Below are 12687 nucleotides of genomic sequence, written 5' to 3'. Positions count from 1 at the left end.
GGCCGGAGCGGAAGGCCGCGGGCGCCTTTTGCCCGGCCATTTTTATTGCGCCAGCACGGACCGCTGGCGCTCTTCCTGCTCGCGCAGTTCCGGCGTCATGGTGTCGCCGAAGTCTTCCATCTCGAAAATCTGGCGGATTTCGATCTCCGCTTCGCCGCTCGCCATCGGCATCGGCACGCGCTTGACCCAGTCGATGGCTTCCTGCCTGGAGTTCACCCGCCAGATCCAGAAGCCCGCCAGCAATTCCTTGGTGTCGGCGAAGGGCCCGTCGACCACGCGCACGCTGCCGTCCTTGGTGAAATGGACGCGTGCGCCCTTCGAGGACGGCTGCAGGCCTTCGCCCGCCAGCATCACCCCGGCCTTGACCAGTTCGTCGTTGAAATTGCCCATGGCAGTGAGCAGTTCTTCGCTCGGCATCACGCCCGCTTCGGTGTCCTTGTCCGCCTTCAGCAAAATCATGAATCGCATCGCATCCTCCGTGTGTTTGGGTTGAATACGGCAGCTTCTCGCCTGCCGTTGACGGTACGACGATCGGCGTGAAGCGAAATCGACACCGGCGCGGACTATTTTTGCATTATTTTTGCGGCGTGAGTTCCAGGATGCGGTCAAACGCTGCGCAGGCCCCGGCGCAGGCCTCGGCAATCTCCTCCGGCGTGCGCACGTTCGCGCGCAGCGCCAGCATGAAGGCGCGCCAGCGCGGACCCGGGCCACCGGCTTCGCCGCGCAGGTAGCGCAGCGGATGCGGTGCGAAGCGCTGGGCCAGGCGACTGTGGAGCACGGCGCCGCCCAGCTGCGATCCCTCGATCACATAGGCCACGCCCCAGCGGTAGGCCGCACTGGCGCCAGGGGGCCAGGCAGCGGCCGGCCGCACCGCTTGCGGCGCCGGCATGCCGGGCTCCAGCAGGTCGGCCTCCATCAATTCAAGGCGCCTGGTAGCCGGCAGGCTCGCTTCGGCCTGCGGGCCGTCGGCGTAGCCGTCCAGCCAGGCCTGCAGGGGCAGCAGCCAGTCGCGCACCATCAACAAGTGCCCGGCGTAGTCGGGCAGCGAAGGCTCGGCGGCGGACAGGGGCAGGCCGCCGTCGAGCCGCTCGTGGCGGGCGGCGGTGGCGGTGCGCAGCGCGGCGAGGACATCGGCCTCGCGCATGGCGTCGTGGGAACGGTTCATGAAAGACGGGACAATCGGCGAATCGTTCATCTTACCAGCGTGACCCGGTCAACGTGACCCGGTCAGCGTGACCCGGTCAACGTGACCCGGTCAACGTGACCCGGTCAATCCGCGATCGGCTCTGGATACTCGACGGAAAGAATCTCGAGCTCTTCGGCTCCCAGCGGGGTCTGCAGGGTGATCACATCGCCTTCCCTGCCCTTGGTCAGGGCACGCGCCACGGGCGAGACCCAGCTGATCTTGCCCTTGAGCGGGTCGAGTTCGTCGATGCCGACGATGGTGACGGTGTGCTCCTCGCCCGCCTTGTTCAGGTAGGCGACGGTGGCGCCAAAAAAAACCTGGTCGTTGCCATGGTGGACAGAGGGGTCGACCACGGCGGCTGAATCGAGGCGCTTGGTGAGGAAGCGGATGCGGCGGTCGATCTCGCGGAGGCGGCGCTTGCCATAGATGTAGTCGCCGTTCTCGGAGCGGTCGCCATTCGACGCGGCCCAGTGCACGATGCGCACGACTTCAGGACGGTCGACGTCGATCAGCTGCAGCAATTCGTCCTTGATGGCCTGGTAGCCGGCCGGGGTGATGTAGTTCTTGGCCCCGGCAGGAATGGCCTGGGCGAGCGCCAGCGCTTCGCCGTCATCGTCGTCGTTGTCGGACTCTTTTACAAATGCCTTGTTCATGGTTCTTATTGTAACGGCAGCGGCGCCGGGATGGCCTTTGTTGCCGTATCATGCGCTTATGAATGGACAACATTCGCGAACGCATTCGCGCTCCCGGCTGCTCGCGCCCCTGGTCCACCTGGCGGCGCTGGTACTGCTGGCCGAAACCTGGACCTGGCAGGTCGGCAGCCGCGCCGCCGCACGGATGGCCGCCTGGCCGCCGCTACGCTGGCTGGAAGCACACATCCGCACTCTGCCGCCGTGGGCGGCCCTGAGCGTGTTCGTGCTGCCGGGGCTGTTGCTGCTGCCGGTCAAGCTGCTGGCCCTGGTCGCCATCGCCAAGGGCCATGCCCTGGCCGGCGTGGCCGCCTACGTCGTCGCCAAGCTGGGCGGCGCGGTGGTGGTGGCGCGCATCTACCTATTGACCTTGCCGACCCTGCTCACCCTGGGCTGGTTCGCACGCTGCCATGGTGGCTTCATCGCCCTCAAAAACCGCTGGCTGGGGGCGCTGTGCACCAGCAGCTTGTGGCGCCGCACGCGCGTCGCCGTCAATGCCGCGCGCCGCGGCCTGCGCCGCCTGCTGCGCCGGGCCGGGCGCCAGCCCAGCCACCTGTCGCGCGTGCTGCGCCGCTTCAACGCGCGCGCCAGGGCGCGCCAGGGGGCGCAGCGCCAGGAAAAGACCGAAACCGAACAGTCATGAGTCCCAATCCCATCCTTGCCGCCGAAATGCAGGCGGCCGCCTCCGAGATCTACCTGCTCGACGCCGCCACGCTCGCCATCGTCGACGCCAACCAGGCCGCGCGCCTGAACCTCGGATACGACGCGGCAAGCCTGGGGACGATGGACGTGCACGCCATTGCCCCCAGGCTCGATCCAGGCGTGCTCTCCAGCCTGCTGGCCGGTCTGGGCGAGGAAATCGGCGCCCAGGTGGGCATCCGCACCCGCCTGCTGCGGGGCGACGGCAGCAGCTATCCGGTCAAGCTGTGCTTCCTGCGCATCGTGCGCGACGGCCGCTCGCTGCTGCTGGCGATCGCCGATGACCTGACGCTCGAGCAGGCTGCCGCCCAGGCGCTGGCGCAGTCGCAGGCGCGTTTCGACGCCATCGTGCGCAATACCCCGGGGCTGGTGTTCCAGCTGGTGCACTACCCGGACGGGCGCCTGGCATTCCCGTGGCTGAGCGAGGGTTGCCAGGCCCTGCTCGGCCTGTCGGTGCTCGAATTGCAGCGCGACGCTTCTCTTTTCGAAGGCCTGATCCTGCTTGACGACCGCAAGGGCTACCTGGACTGCATGGGGGCGTCGCGCAACCAGCTGGCCGCCTGGAACTGGGAAGGCCGGATCTGGATCGACGCCTGGAAAGACGTGAAATGGATCAACCTGCGCGCGACCCCGCATCCGGTCGACGGCGGTGCGGTGCAGTGGGACGGCATCATGACCAATATCAGCGACAGCAAGCAGGAGCAGCACGAGGTGGTGCGCTCGCGCTCGCGGCTGGCCGAGCTCACCGACCACATCGAGCAGGTCAAGGAACAGGAACGGGCCCGCATCGCGCGCGAGATCCACGACGACCTGGGCGGCAACCTCACCGCCATCAAGATGGCCCTGGCGATGCTGGCCGCGCGCCTGCCCGAGCAGCCGGTGCTGCTGGAAAAAGCCAACTACCTCGACGACCTGGTGGACCGCACCATCGAGGCCGTGCACCGGATTTCGCTTGACCTGCGCCCGACCATGCTCGACCTGGGCATCGTGGCCGCGCTGGAATGGCAGGCGAGGGAATTCGAGAAGCAGATGGGCATCGCCTGCACCTTCCGCTGTCCCGACAAGGACATTCTTCTGGACGACGACCACGCCACCGCCCTGTTCCGGATCTTCCAGGAGGCGCTGACGAATATCGCCAAGCACGCGGGCGCCACCCGCGTGACGGTGTCGCTGCGCCGGCAGCGCGCCCACCTGACCCTGGTCATCGCCGACAATGGGCGCGGCATCGAGCCGGCCGACCGCCTCAAGCCGCAGTCCTTCGGACTGCGCGGGATGAGCGAGCGGGCCAAGGCGCTGGGCGGCACGCTGGCCTTGTCGTCAGCGCCCGGAGGTGGCACGATGGTGACTATCAAGACCAGGCTGGCTGCCCCGCACGCTCCGCGCGAGGCGGCCGCCCACCATGAGTTCAGCAACAGCGCAGGACAGAATGACTGACAAAGCAACAATCCGTGTATTCATTGCCGACGACCATGCCATCGTCCGCGAAGGCCTGAAGCAGATCCTGGCCGAGCAGGGCGACATCATCGTGGCCGGCGAAGCGGAAACCGGGCTCGACGCCATCAAGCTGGTCGGCAAGTCGCGCCCCCATGTGATGCTGCTCGACATCTCCTTGCCCGACCGCAACGGTATCGAAGTGCTGAAACAGGTGCGCAAGGACCGGCCCGACCTGGCCGTGCTGATGCTGTCGATGCACCGCGAAGACCAGTATGCGATCCGTTCGCTCAAGGCCGGGGCCTCCGGCTACATGACCAAGCAGAGCGCGCCGCGCGAGCTGGTCACGGCAATCCGCCAGGTGGCGGCCGGCCAGAAATACGTCAGCGCCGCGCTGGCCCAGACCCTCGCCGCCCAGGTCGGCGAAGACCACGACGCGCCGCTGCACGACAGCTTGTCGGACCGCGAATACCAGACCCTGACCATGATCGCCTCCGGCATGTCGGTCAGCGACATCGCCCGCGAACTGTCGCTGTCGGTGAAGACCGTGAGCGAATATCGCGCCCGTTTGCTGGTGAAGATGAAGCTCAAGAACAGTGCGGAGTTGACGCATTATGCGATTCGCAACCAGTTGGTGTCGTAGGGAGGGCGGCTGAAGCCGCCCACCCGTCTAATGTAGCCGAAGAAAGATTTGTTACTTTTTTTTAATTGATGGTTGGCAAGAAAGCTGCTTATCATTACGCCACACCGCAATCCGCAATCCGCGTCATTACAGCCATGTCCATCACGTCGTCCTCCTCCCCCGTCGTCCCCGGCCAGAATCCTGCCGATATTGCCCGCGAAGCCTTCCGGCGCCTCGCGACGCGCCGCATTGCGCCGACACCGGATGCCTACCGTGCCATCTATGACGAGATCACCGGCGTACCACCTGCCCCGGCGGCGCCGGCCGCCAACCCGGCTGCCGACGTGCTGGAATCCTTCGCGCGCCGCCTGGCCGATACGCCGGGCGAGGTGTCCGAATACGGCCGCCGCCTGCTGCGCGCCGCCAAAGCGGCCGACTGGGCGGGCTATGCCCAGGCACTGGGCCAGATGGCCGAGCGCCACCTGCGCCGCAACACGCCGGTGATGGCGATGGGCGACGAGGACCCGGACGTGCGCCACCTGCGCGAGATGCTGGGCCGGTCGCTGGCCTTTGCCCTGGCGACCCTGCTGGCCGGCAGCAAGGGCCTGGTGCTCGAGGCCGAAACCCTGGGCGGCGCCGTCAAGCTGGCGCGCGGCGACGAACTCGGTGAGCTATCAAGCCGCCTGAAGCAGCTGTGCTACCAGGTCGAACTGCACAGCGGCGACCAGGCCGAGCAGCGCGAACTGCTGCTGCGCCTGTTCCGCCTGCTGCTGGATAACGTCAACGAACTGCTCGACGACGACAGCTGGATGCGCGGCCAGATCGCCGCCGTCCAGGACCTGATCGCGGGACCGCTCGATACCCGCTCGCTGGAAGACGCGACTCGCAGCCTGAAGGATGTGATCCTCAAGCAGGGCCAGCTCAAGCACAGCATCTCGGACGTGCGCGCCACCGTCAAGAACATGATGATGACCTTCATCGACCGCCTCGGTTCGGTGGCGGCCTCGACCGGCGACTACCATGCCAAGCTGGGCACCTTCTCGACGCGCATCAGCGGGGCCGCCAACATCGACGAACTCAACGACGTGCTGGAAGAAGTGCTGCGCGAGACCCGCCAGGCGCAGGACGAGGCCTTGGCCTCGCGCGACCGCATGGTGGCCGTGCACCGCGAAGTGCAGGAAGCCGAGGACCGCATCCGTCTGCTGGAAGCGGAGCTCCGGCATATGAGCGAGCTGGTGCGCGAAGACCAGTTGACGGGCAGCCTGAACCGGCGTGGCCTGGAAGAAGTGTACGAGCGCGAAAGCGCGCGCGCCGACCGCCGCAACACGCCGCTGTGCGTGGCCATGCTCGACCTCGACAATTTCAAGAAACTCAACGATACCTACGGCCACCTGGCCGGCGACGGCGCCCTGAAGCACCTGGTGACGGTGGTGCGCGACACGCTGCGCTCGATGGACGTGATCGCCCGCTTCGGCGGCGAGGAATTCCTGATCCTGCTGCCCGAGACCACGGTCGAAGCGGCAGCGGCGGCGATGGTGCGGGTGCAGCGCGAGCTGACCCGCCATTTCTTCATGCACGAGAACGAGAGGATGCTGATCACCTTCTCCTGCGGCGTGGCCCTGCGGGTGCCGAATGAGGGCCAGGAGAGCCTGATGGCGCGGGCCGACCGCGCCATGTACCAGGCCAAGCAGACCGGCAAGAACCGGGTAGTCGTGGCGAATTAAGCCACGATTACCCATTCCTTCGCTGGATTAGCCCTTCTTATTGAGTGAGCGCACCCGGGCGCGGTGCATTGCGCATCTCGTCCTTTGCGCCCTGGGAGCCCACCGCCTTGAGCATGCGGTCGGTCGAGGTACGCTTGGCCAATCGGCTGCCGGTCATCGTATGCCCGTCCTGGCCGGCCGTGTTGGATACGTCGGCCGCCACTTCGGCCATGGTCGGGGTCGGATCGGTATCGGGCGCCGAGGCGCATCCCGTCAATGCCAGCGCCAGCACGGCGCATGCAGTAGCAATCGTCTTCATTTTTTTCTCCGGACAAGAAATGCGTTGGTTCGTTCGTAGCCATCTGGGCCGTGCCCGCCAAAATCGTAACAGTTATGCATCATCCCGGCGCATCCGGCGACAAATTATTCTGAACGGGTAGTTTTTCTTGTCGAATCGCCATGCTCTCAAGCCTGCCTGGCCCTGTCTGGCTGGATCTTTTTGCCCCTTGAGCAAAAAAATAAATCTTTTTTTGCCCTAAAGTTCGTCATTCCACGGTCGTTTAGACGCGCCGCCACAGGAAACTTGAGCGAAAAAACGCGGAATTAATTTCGATGTCGGCCCTCAAGTTCTTGCCACAAAGCACGTTACCAGCAACAACAGCGGTGTGATCGTCACGGAACAGCGTGGCGCACCAAAGTGAACAGGGCAAGGCAGCCCACCCCTGAAAGACCTAGTCTGGAGAAACACCATGGCATCCGTAATCAATACCAACGTCGCATCCCTGAACTCGCAGCGTAACCTGTCGACCTCGCAAGCATCCCTGAACACCTCGATCCAGCGCCTGTCGTCGGGTCTGCGCATCAACAGCGCCAAGGACGACGCTGCCGGCCTGGCAATCTCGGACCGCATGAGCTCGCAGATCCGCGGCATGAACCAAGCAACCCGCAATGCGAACGACGGCGTGTCGATGGCCCAGACGGCTGAAGGCGCCCTGTCGAGCTCCGGCGAAATCCTGCAGCGTGTCCGCGAACTGGCAGTGCAGTCGTCGAACTCGTCGAACTCGGCCGGTGACCGCAAGGCCCTGCAGACCGAAGTGACCGAACTGACCTCGGAACTGAACCGTATCGCCAACACCACCGAGTTCAACGGCCAGAAGCTGCTGGACGGCTCGATGGGCACCGCGAACTTCCAGGTCGGCGCCAATGCGGGCCAGCTGATCTCGATGACCGGCTCGAATTTCACCACCTCGACCTACGGCAACAACAACGTCGGCAACGACGCGAAAGCTGTCGTCGCGGCAACTACCGCTGCCGCCGGCACCGCAGCCGTCTCGGGTTTCCTGGGCAGCGCCAACGTCGCCACCACCGCCACCGACACCGCCAAGTCGATCGCTTCGAAGATCAACGCCGAAACGTCGAAGACCGGTGTCACCGCCTCGGCCACCACCGACGTGCAGATCGACGGCGCAGCCGGCTCGTACGCACTGGACCTGACCTCGGACAACTCGACCGCAGTGCGCGTCTCGTTCTCGATCGGCGGCGCCGGCGCCACGGCTGACGACTTCGCATCGGGCATCAGCGCAATCAATGCCCAGACCGCCAAGACCGGCGTGACCGCATCGTTCGACTCGGCCAACGGCGGCGGCATCAAGCTGACCAATGCTTCGGGCAACGATATCAAGCTCGAGAACAAGAACGCGGCTGCCGGCGCTGCCATGACCATGGCCAGCTACAAGGCCGACGGCACCACCAACGCCGGTTTCTCGGTCGTTGCCAACACCGGCGTCGGCACCGCCAACGGCCGCGTGACGATGGACTCGGAAAAGAGCTTCTCTGTTGCCGAAACCACCGCCACCGGCTTCGCGCTGGCCGGCAGCTCGAGCCTGAAGTCGGTCGCCAACATCGACATCGGCACCTTCGACGGCGCACAAGCCGCGATCAAGGCCGCTGACGCCGCCCTGTCGTCGGTCAACAGCCAGCGCGCTTCGTACGGCGCACTGCAGTCGCGCTTCGAATCGGCGATCTCGAACCTGTCGTCGACCACCGAGAACCTGTCGGCATCGCGCAGCCGCATCGTCGATACCGACTTCGCTGCTGAAACCGCGAAAATGACCCGCGGCCAGATCCTGCAACAGGCCGGCACCTCGATGCTGGCCCAGGCCAACTCGCTGCCGAACGGTGTCCTGTCGCTGCTGCGTGGTTAATCATCGACGGACTAACTAGTCCATCCGTGCTGTAAAACGGTTCCTCGGCTGAAGAAATTCAGCCGGGGAATTTTTGCTAGGGAGTCACATGAACATCCAATCTCTTGGTTCACCCGTGGCATCGCGGCTGGAGGAGCGCACGCCCGCTCCAATCGAGCAACAGAAGACGGAGCCGGCCAAGGCGGTGAAGCCTGCCGAGGCCCCCGGGGCGACCCCGGCGTCGCGCGAGCAGCCTTCGCGCGAGCAGGTCGACGATGCCGTCCGCAAGATCAACGAAGGCATGGCCTCCACCTTGCAAAGTCTGGAATTCGCGATCGACGATGACAGCAAGGAAATCGTTGTCAAGATCATCGACCAGGGCACCCGCGAAGTGGTGCGCCAGATCCCGTCGGTCGAAGCGCTCGAGATCGCCAAGTCCATCGACAAGATGCGCGGCCTCCTGATCAGCCAGACTGCCTGACCCGGTTCTACCTTACTACCGCCGGCGCACGTTCCCCAAGGGCGTGCGCTGCGCTTCCACGCCCGTTGCCGGCGCGCGCATACGCGAATGATGCCTTCCTGTCATCCCTGTTTTTAACTATTTGAATTGGGATACCTTTCCCGCTCTTAAGTCCGGTTTGCTTCTGTCGATAATGACTTACATTATCGCTTTCACGGGAGAAACAAAGTGGGCATCAGTTCATCCGGCATCGGCTCCGGCCTCGACGTCGACGGCATCATCAGCAAGCTGATGCAGGCCGAAGCAGCCCCGCTCGCCAGCTTCGACAAGAAGGCAGCCGCGCTGCAGGCGCGCATGGGCGCGCTCGGCAAAGTCGGCGCCGCGGTCGGCAGCTTCCAGGGCGCCCTGACCGCGCTCAATTCTCCCTCGACCTTCAGCGCCCTGAATACCGCGTCGAGCAACAAGGACCTGCTCAGCGCCACCGCAGGGACCGGCGCGGTGCCGGGCAAATACAGCATCAACGTGTCGAAACTGGCGTCGGCCCAGAGCCTGACCACCGCCGGCAGGGCCAGCATGAGCGCGACCATCGGCAGCGGCGCCAAGACCACCCTGACCTTCCAGTTCGGCAGCATCGGCGGCGGCAGCTTCGGCGTGGCCGGCACGGCGCTGGGCGCATCGACCGCCACCGGCGGCATCAGCAACGGTTCGCTGACGCTCAACGGCGCCCCCATCACCACCAGCGCGGCCACCCGCAGCGCGGCCCAGCTGGCCGAAGCGATCAACGCCAAGAGCGACACCACGGGCGTGACCGCCAAGGCCGGGACCGCCACCAGCGCGGCGACCCTGTTCGCCAACTTCGGCACGGTCACCACCGCGGCCACTGCCAGCTACACGCTGTCGGTCGGCGGCGTGTCGATCGCGAGCCAGGCCGGCAGCGGCGCCTCGCTCGACGCCGCCGGCGTCGACGCGGCGCTGGCCAGCGGCACCGTCAGCGCGGCGCTGGCGGCCGCCAACATCACCTTCAGCGGCAACGCCCTGGACGGCAGTCTGCAATTCACCGCGGCCGACGGTTCCAACCTGACCGTGCTCGAAGCCATTGGCGGCAGCGGCGCCGTCACGGGCGGCTTGGGAGGCGACGGCGTCGCCAACACCGGCACCAGCGTCACCACCACCGCCGGCGTGACCCTGAGCTCGCGCGACGGCAACCAGATCCTGGTCGGCGGCACCAACCCGGCCGCCGCCGGCCTGGTCGCCGGCAGCGCCGGCAGCTACCTGGCGGGCGCGGCGTTCGCCCAGGATGGCGCGCAGGCCAGCGGCACCGTGACCCTCGAGGCCGGCAGCCAGTCGCTGCAGGGCATCCGCGACGCCATCAACAAGGCCAACATCGGGGTGACGGCGACCATCGTGTCCGACGGCGGCGACACCCCCTACCACCTGGTGCTGACCTCGAACAAGACCGGCGCCAAGTCGTCGATGAAGATCGGCGTCGACGGGGCCGACGGCCAGCCGCCCGACCCGGCCATCGCCGCCCTGCTCGGCCACGATCCCGGCGGCACGCAGGGCCTGACCCAGACCAGCGCGGCCCAGGACACCCTGCTCAACATGAACGGGATCGACATCCGCAGCAGCAGCACGACCGTCACCGACGCCGTGCAAGGTGTGTCGCTGGACATCACCGCGACCGGCAGCACCAGCCTGAACATTACCCGCGACACCGCGAGCGTCTCGACCGCCGTCAACAATTTCGTCAAGGCCTATAACGACCTGAGCAAGACGATCTCGAGCCTGACCGGCTACAACGCCGAAACCAAGACCGCCGGCGTGCTGCAGGGCGACCCGGCGGTGCGCTCGATCCAGAGCCAGCTGCGGCGCCAGCTCGGGGCCGCGGTCGAAGGCCTGGGCGGCAAGCTGACCACGCTCGGCCAGGTCGGCATCGCCTTCCAGCGCGACGGCAGCCTGGCGGTGGATACGACCAAGCTCAACAAAGCCGTCAAGGACAATTACGGCGAGATCGGCGGCCTGTTCGCCGCGATGGGCAGCGCCACCGACGGCATGGTCAAGTTCGACAAGTCGACCGCCGCCACCAAGCCCGGCACCTATGGCGTCAACATCGCCAGCCTGGCCAGCCAGGGCACGCTGACCGGCGCCGCCGCGCTGGCGGGCCCGACCACGATCAGCCCGAACACGACCTGGCGCGTCACGCTCAACCAGACCGATCCGGTCACCGAGAGCAAGACCCAGGAGATCGCGCTGGCAGCCGGCACCTATACCAATGCGCAGCTGGTGGCCATGCTGCGCGCGGCGGTGAACGGCAATACCGTCTTTGCCGGCGCCGGCGACACGGTCGAGACCAAAATCGACGACAGCGGACGCCTGTCGGTTTCGTCGAGCAAGTATGGCGCCACCTCGAATCTGTCGATTGCCAGCGTCAGCGGCAGCGACCCCGCCGCCCTGTTCGGGGGCGCCACTCCGGTGGCCGGCACGGACGTCCAGGGCACGATCGGCGGCGTCGCCGCCACCGGCAACGGCCAGGCGCTCACCGCTGCCGCGGGCTCGCCCGCGGCAGGCATCCAGCTCTCGATCACCGGCGGCCTGGTTGGCGAGCGCGGCACCGTCAGTTTTTCCAAGGGCTTCGCCTTCGAGCTGACCAACCTGACCGCCGGCTTCACCGGCAAGGGCAGCCTGCTTACCAACAAAACCGACGGCCTGAATATCACGCTCAAGTCCATCGCCACGGCGCGCAACCAGTTCAGCGCGCGCCTGGAAACGATTGAAAAACGCTACCGCGCCCAGTTCACCGCGCTCGACAGCGCCCTGATGTCGATGCAATCGACCTCGGCTTACCTGACCCAGCAGCTTGCGGCGCTTAACGCGAACGCAGGCTAATCTCACAGTACCTGGAGAACAAGATGTTTGGAACCATGCAACGCGGCGTTGGCGCCTACGCGAAAGTCGGTCTCGAGACCGGCGTCGCCTCGGCTTCGCCACACAAACTCATCGTCATGCTGTACGACGGCGCCCTGGTGTCGATCCTGAGCGGCATCACCAATATGAAGGCCGGCAATGTCGCCGCCAAGGGCGCCGCGATTTCGAAAGCCATCAACATCGTCGACAACGGCCTGCGCGCCGCGCTCGACAAGAAAGTCGGCGGCGAGATTGCCCAGAACCTGGACGCCCTGTACGAATACGTCAGCGCGCGCATGCTCAAGGCGAACCTGACCAACGACCCGGCGATCCTGGAGGAAGTCCATGCCTTGCTGTCCGATCTGCGCGATGCATGGAATGCGATCGATCCGCTGGCCGCCGGGAACCTGCCGGCCGCCGCCCCCGCGCCCCTGCGCGCCCCGACCCTGATGAGTGCCTGAGCCATGCCCCTGATGACCAGCGAAGATATCGTCGACGTGTACGAGACCATGGCGGTAATCACCGACCAGATGCTGCGCGCTGCCAATGACAACGATTGGGACCGCCTGACCGAGCTCGAGCAGCAGTGCGCCCTGCATGTGCGCCAGTTGAAGGACCACGAGCAGGATGCGCTGGCCGGCGCCGCGCGCGTCAAGAAGGTCGACGCGATCCGCCGCATGCTCGCCGCCGACCGCCAGATCCGCGACCTCGCCACCCCGTGGATGGCGCGCCTGTCGGCCCTGATCAGCAACACCTCGACCGAACGCCGCGTCGCCCGCGCCTACGGCGTCTGAGGCCGCAAGGCCCTTT

13 protein-coding genes are annotated in these 12687 nt (G+C 66.0%); 9 read left to right on the top strand and 4 right to left on the bottom strand.

What is annotated here, in order from left to right:
- Window positions 1–42: 42 nt before the first annotated feature.
- The 3 genes from AC56K1_RS18590 to greB form a co-directional block, all read right to left on the bottom strand.
- Window positions 43–468, bottom strand: a complete 426-nt coding sequence (locus AC56K1_RS18590; protein ID WP_497159278.1) for a YciI family protein — start codon at window positions 466–468, stop codon at window positions 43–45.
- Window positions 469–574: 106 nt separating this feature from the next.
- Window positions 575–1165, bottom strand: a complete 591-nt coding sequence (locus tag AC56K1_RS18585) for a biliverdin-producing heme oxygenase (RefSeq protein ID WP_497159277.1) — start codon at window positions 1163–1165, stop codon at window positions 575–577.
- 104 nt (window positions 1166–1269) lie between these two features.
- Complete coding sequence (gene greB, locus AC56K1_RS18580; protein WP_497159276.1) at window positions 1270–1839, bottom strand: transcription elongation factor GreB; 570 nt, start codon at window positions 1837–1839, stop codon at window positions 1270–1272.
- Between the two features lie 58 nt (window positions 1840–1897).
- Between greB and AC56K1_RS18575 the strand changes: the two genes are divergently transcribed.
- The 4 genes from AC56K1_RS18575 to AC56K1_RS18560 all read left to right on the top strand — a co-directional run bounded on the left by AC56K1_RS18575 (window position 1898) and on the right by AC56K1_RS18560 (window position 6351).
- Window positions 1898–2518 (top strand): hypothetical protein, encoded by a 621-nt coding sequence (locus tag AC56K1_RS18575; RefSeq protein ID WP_497159275.1) that lies wholly within the window; start codon window positions 1898–1900, stop codon window positions 2516–2518.
- Window positions 2515–4008, top strand: a complete 1494-nt coding sequence (locus AC56K1_RS18570) for a sensor histidine kinase (RefSeq protein ID WP_497159274.1) — start codon at window positions 2515–2517, stop codon at window positions 4006–4008. Before AC56K1_RS18575 ends, AC56K1_RS18570 begins: the two co-directional genes overlap by 4 nt.
- The gene (locus tag AC56K1_RS18565; RefSeq protein ID WP_497159273.1) at window positions 4001–4648 is read left to right on the top strand and encodes a response regulator; all 648 of its coding nucleotides are present in this window, start codon (window positions 4001–4003) and stop codon (window positions 4646–4648) included. Before AC56K1_RS18570 ends, AC56K1_RS18565 begins: the two co-directional genes overlap by 8 nt.
- Before the next feature lie 134 nt (window positions 4649–4782).
- Window positions 4783–6351, top strand: coding sequence for a GGDEF domain-containing protein (locus AC56K1_RS18560; RefSeq protein WP_497159272.1), 1569 nt, complete (start codon window positions 4783–4785; stop codon window positions 6349–6351).
- Between the two features lie 37 nt (window positions 6352–6388).
- Here AC56K1_RS18560 and AC56K1_RS18555 read toward each other — a convergent pair whose 3' ends face one another.
- Window positions 6389–6649 carry a hypothetical protein gene (locus AC56K1_RS18555; protein WP_497159271.1) on the bottom strand — a complete coding sequence of 87 codons (261 nt, stop codon included), beginning with the start codon at window positions 6647–6649 and terminating at the stop codon, window positions 6389–6391.
- 430 nt (window positions 6650–7079) lie between these two features.
- Between AC56K1_RS18555 and AC56K1_RS18550 the strand changes: the two genes are divergently transcribed.
- From AC56K1_RS18550 to AC56K1_RS18530, 5 genes are all read left to right on the top strand, one after another.
- Window positions 7080–8534 carry a flagellin N-terminal helical domain-containing protein gene (locus tag AC56K1_RS18550; RefSeq protein WP_497159270.1) on the top strand — a complete coding sequence of 485 codons (1455 nt, stop codon included), beginning with the start codon at window positions 7080–7082 and terminating at the stop codon, window positions 8532–8534.
- An 88-nt stretch (window positions 8535–8622) separates the two neighbouring features.
- The gene (locus AC56K1_RS18545) at window positions 8623–8994 is read left to right on the top strand and encodes a flagellar protein FlaG (protein WP_497159269.1); all 372 of its coding nucleotides are present in this window, start codon (window positions 8623–8625) and stop codon (window positions 8992–8994) included.
- 207 nt (window positions 8995–9201) lie between these two features.
- Window positions 9202–11859, top strand: coding sequence for a flagellar filament capping protein FliD (gene fliD / locus AC56K1_RS18540; protein WP_497159268.1), 2658 nt, complete (start codon window positions 9202–9204; stop codon window positions 11857–11859).
- 23 nt (window positions 11860–11882) lie between these two features.
- Window positions 11883–12338 (top strand): flagellar export chaperone FliS, encoded by a 456-nt coding sequence (gene fliS / locus AC56K1_RS18535; protein ID WP_497159267.1) that lies wholly within the window; start codon window positions 11883–11885, stop codon window positions 12336–12338.
- A 3-nt stretch (window positions 12339–12341) separates the two neighbouring features.
- Window positions 12342–12671, top strand: a complete 330-nt coding sequence (locus tag AC56K1_RS18530) for a flagellar protein FliT (protein WP_497159266.1) — start codon at window positions 12342–12344, stop codon at window positions 12669–12671.
- Window positions 12672–12687 lie beyond the last annotated feature (16 nt).

It is taken from the genome of Telluria sp. ZB4P37 (assembly GCF_059685855.1).
Note: the sequence above shows the minus strand (reverse complement) of the source record. Positions and strands in the feature narration are given on the sequence as shown.

Bases quoted from the DNA above. Each gene is read 5' to 3' on its own strand.
- AC56K1_RS18575 (WP_497159275.1), top strand. From the start codon at position 1,898: ATGAATGGACAACATTCGCGAACGCATTCGCGCTCCCGGCTGCTCGCG.
- AC56K1_RS18530 (WP_497159266.1), top strand. From the start codon at position 12,342: ATGCCCCTGATGACCAGCGAAGATATCGTCGACGTGTACGAGACCATG.
- AC56K1_RS18570 (WP_497159274.1), top strand. From the start codon at position 2,515: ATGAGTCCCAATCCCATCCTTGCCGCCGAAATGCAGGCGGCCGCCTCC.
- AC56K1_RS18550 (WP_497159270.1), top strand. From the start codon at position 7,080: ATGGCATCCGTAATCAATACCAACGTCGCATCCCTGAACTCGCAGCGT.
- fliS (WP_497159267.1), top strand. From the start codon at position 11,883: ATGTTTGGAACCATGCAACGCGGCGTTGGCGCCTACGCGAAAGTCGGT.
- AC56K1_RS18555 (WP_497159271.1), bottom strand. From the start codon at position 6,649: ATGAAGACGATTGCTACTGCATGCGCCGTGCTGGCGCTGGCATTGACG.
- AC56K1_RS18565 (WP_497159273.1), top strand. From the start codon at position 4,001: ATGACTGACAAAGCAACAATCCGTGTATTCATTGCCGACGACCATGCC.
- AC56K1_RS18545 (WP_497159269.1), top strand. From the start codon at position 8,623: ATGAACATCCAATCTCTTGGTTCACCCGTGGCATCGCGGCTGGAGGAG.
- AC56K1_RS18590 (WP_497159278.1), bottom strand. From the start codon at position 468: ATGCGATTCATGATTTTGCTGAAGGCGGACAAGGACACCGAAGCGGGC.
- AC56K1_RS18585 (WP_497159277.1), bottom strand. From the start codon at position 1,165: ATGAACCGTTCCCACGACGCCATGCGCGAGGCCGATGTCCTCGCCGCG.
- greB (WP_497159276.1), bottom strand. From the start codon at position 1,839: ATGAACAAGGCATTTGTAAAAGAGTCCGACAACGACGACGATGACGGC.
- AC56K1_RS18560 (WP_497159272.1), top strand. From the start codon at position 4,783: ATGTCCATCACGTCGTCCTCCTCCCCCGTCGTCCCCGGCCAGAATCCT.